We start from the raw sequence: 2,898 nt of genomic DNA, 5'->3' as shown, positions 1-2,898 counted from the left end.
GCCCCCCCCCCCCCGCGGCCCCCCCCCCCCCCCCCCGGGGGCGCCCCCCGCGCGCGCCCCGCCGCCCCCGCCGCGGCCGCCCCCCACGGCGCAGGCCGCCGGCGTCCGCTGGTCCGGCGAGGTGGTGCTCGGGATGGACGGCATCGACCTGACGCCCGTTCCGCCGCACAAGGGCGGCGGGGCGCCGGTGGTCATCCCCGGCACCGGCGGGATGCAGCTCTACGGCACCGCGGCCCGCTGGACCGGGCCGGGCGAGCCGACCGCACAGGCCTGCCGCGACCTGCTGCTGACCCAGGCGCTCACCGTGCTCGACGTGGCCGAGGGCGACACCGTCTGCCTGGTGAACGGCCCCTCGCCGATCGCCGCGCTCCAGGTGACCTCCGCCGCGGTCGACCAGAGCTTCCTCGGGCAGCTGCGCGGCCGGCTCACGGTCTGGAACCTCCACCTCGACCACTGAGCGCGGCCGCGGGCGGCCGGACGCGCCGGCGGCGGGGGCCCCCCCCAGCCCGGCCGCCCCCCCGCGGCTCCGCGGCGCCCCCCGCGGGGGCCGCCGAGACACCCCGCGGGGGGGGGGGGGGGCGGGCGGGGGGGGGGGGGCCCCCCCCCCGCCCCCCCCCGGCCCGCTCCGGATCCGGCCGGTCAGACCAGGGCGGCCTGGACCTGACGCAGGCTCGGGTTGGTCAGCACGCTCTGCTCGCCGGCGGGGGAGACCACGACCACGGTCGGGACGGTCTGGTTGCCGTTGTTCACCGACTCGACGTAGTCGGCCGACGCCGGGTCCTCCTCGATGTTGATCTCGGAGTACGCGATGCCCTCGCGGTCCAGCTGGCTCTTGAGGCGGTTGCAGTAGCCGCACCAGGTCGTGCTGTACATCGTGACGGTGCCGGACATGGCGTCGTACTCCTTCGGGAAGAGGGGCGTGCGGTCGTGCGTCCCAACGCCCGGCGTGCATCCGCCATTCCTCGCGCGCCGGGCGCGTGCGGAAGGCCACACGCCGGTCGGCGTGGTGATGATCGGACCGGGCAGGCGGGCCTGTGGACGGGGGACACCGACTGTCGGCCGCGGATGCCAGGATGTTCGGTCCGGTCCGCACCGCCCGCCGGGCTGAGAGGATGGTAGCCATGCAGGAAGAGCTCCTGGGCATGCCCGGCCCGCACGACCCCTACGACAGCGCCCCGGTCGGCGCCGACGCCGTGCTCGCCGGGCTCGACCCCGAACAGCGCGCCGTCGCGACCTCCCTGCACGGCCCGGTCTGCGTGCTGGCCGGCGCCGGCACCGGCAAGACCAGGGCGATCACCCACCGCATCGCCTACGGCGTGCGCAGCGGCGTCTACCAGCCGCAGCAGGTCCTCGCGGTGACCTTCACCGCCCGCGCGGCCGGCGAGATGCGCGGCCGGCTGCGCCAGCTCGGCGCCGACGGCGTGCAGGCCCGCACCTTCCACTCCGCCGCCCTGCGCCAGCTCCAGTACTTCTGGCCGCGCGCCGTCGGGGGCGAGGTGCCGCGGCTGCTGGAGCGCAAGGTCCAGCTGGTCGCCGAGGCCGCGGCCCGCAGCGGGCTGCGGGTCCAGCGCACCGAGCTGCGCGACCTCACCGGCGAGATCGAGTGGGCCAAGGTCACCCAGATCGTCCCGGACGACTACCCGGCGGCCGTCGCCAAGTCCGGCCGCGACGCCCCCCGGGACCCGGCCGAGATCTCCCGGGTCTACGCCACCTACGAGCAGACCAAGCGCGACCGCGGCGTCATCGACTTCGAGGACGTGCTGCTGCTCACCGCGGCCATCCTGGAGGACCGCCCGGAGATCGCCGAGCGGGTCCGCGCCCAGTACCGGCACTTCACCGTCGACGAGTACCAGGACGTCTCCCCGCTCCAGCAGCGGCTGCTCGACCAGTGGACGGCCGGCGGCGCCAGCCTCTGCGTGGTCGGCGACGCCAGCCAGACCATCTACTCCTTCACCGGCGCGACCCCGGACTACCTGCTGAACTTCCGCACCCGGCACCCGGACGCCACCGTGGTCAAGCTGGTCCGCGACTACCGCTCCACCCCGCAGGTCGTCCACCTCGCCAACGGGCTCCTCTCGCAGGCCCGCGGCCAGGCCGCCCAGCACCGCCTCGAACTGGTCTCGCAGCGCGAGCCCGGTCCGGAGCCGGAGTACGCGGAGTACCCGGACGAGCCCACCGAGGCCGAGTCCACCGCCCAGCGGATCCGCCGGCTGCTCGACGCCGGCGTGCGGGCCAGCGAGATCGCCGTGCTCTTCCGTACCAACGGCCAGTCGGAGGTCTACGAGCAGGCCCTCGCCGACCTCGGCATCTCCTACCAGCTGAAGGGCGCCGAGCGGTTCTTCGAGCGCCCCGAGGTCCGCGACGCCGGCGTGCTCCTCAAGGGCGCCGCCCGGGCCGCCGACGACCCGCTCACCGCCGATGCCCCCGACCTGGCCGGCCAGGTCCGCGCGGTGCTCGCCACCCGCGGCTTCACCCCCGCGCCGCCGGCCGGCTCCGGCGCGGTCCGCGAGCGCTGGGAGTCGCTGGCCGCCCTCGTCCGGCTCGCGGAGGAGTTCGAGTCCGCCCGGCGGAAGGCCGGCGAGAGCGCCGACCTGGCCGCGTACGTGGCCGAGCTCGACGCCCGGGCGGCCGCCCAGCATGCCCCCGCCGTGGAGGGCGTCACGCTGGCCTCGCTGCACGCCGCCAAGGGCCTGGAGTGGGACGCCGTCTTCCTGGTCGGTCTCTCCGAGGGCACCCTGCCGATCATCTACGCCAAGACCGACGAGCAGATCGAGGAGGAGCGGCGGCTCCTCTACGTCGGGGTGACCCGTGCCCGGCAGCACCTCGTGCTGTCCTGGGCGCTCTCGCGCTCCCCGGGCGGCCGGGCGAGCCGCCGGCCGACCCGCTTACGTGACGGGC

2 protein-coding genes and 1 pseudogene are annotated in these 2,898 nt (G+C 76.3%); 2 read left to right on the top strand and 1 reads right to left on the bottom strand.

Translation table 11 applies throughout. The annotated features are described in order from the left end of the window. Positions 1–457: pseudogene (locus tag ACFV0G_RS37835) on the top strand (hypothetical protein); the annotation flags it as partial. 182 nt (positions 458–639) lie between these two features. On the opposite strand, the gene ACFV0G_RS37830 reads toward ACFV0G_RS37835, so the two are convergent. Continuing rightward, entirely contained in the window at positions 640–891 is a 252-nt protein-coding gene (locus ACFV0G_RS37830) for a mycoredoxin (protein WP_380557916.1), read from the bottom strand. Between the two features lie 230 nt (positions 892–1,121). Here ACFV0G_RS37830 and ACFV0G_RS37825 point away from each other — a divergent pair. Then, the coding region (locus ACFV0G_RS37825; RefSeq protein WP_380557913.1) for an ATP-dependent helicase at positions 1,122–2,898 on the top strand (1,777 nt) is incomplete at its 3' end.

The sequence above is a fragment of the Kitasatospora sp. NPDC059571 genome (assembly GCF_042735675.1).
Lineage (GTDB): Bacteria > Actinomycetota > Actinomycetes > Streptomycetales > Streptomycetaceae > Kitasatospora.
The sequence above is the reverse complement of the archived record's forward strand: the minus strand, read 5'-3'. Positions and strand labels throughout refer to the sequence as shown.

Coding starts and splice junctions, on each gene's coding strand:
- ACFV0G_RS37830 (WP_380557916.1), bottom strand. CDS start 891: ATGTCCGGCACCGTCACGATGTACAGCACGACCTGGTGCGGCTACTGC.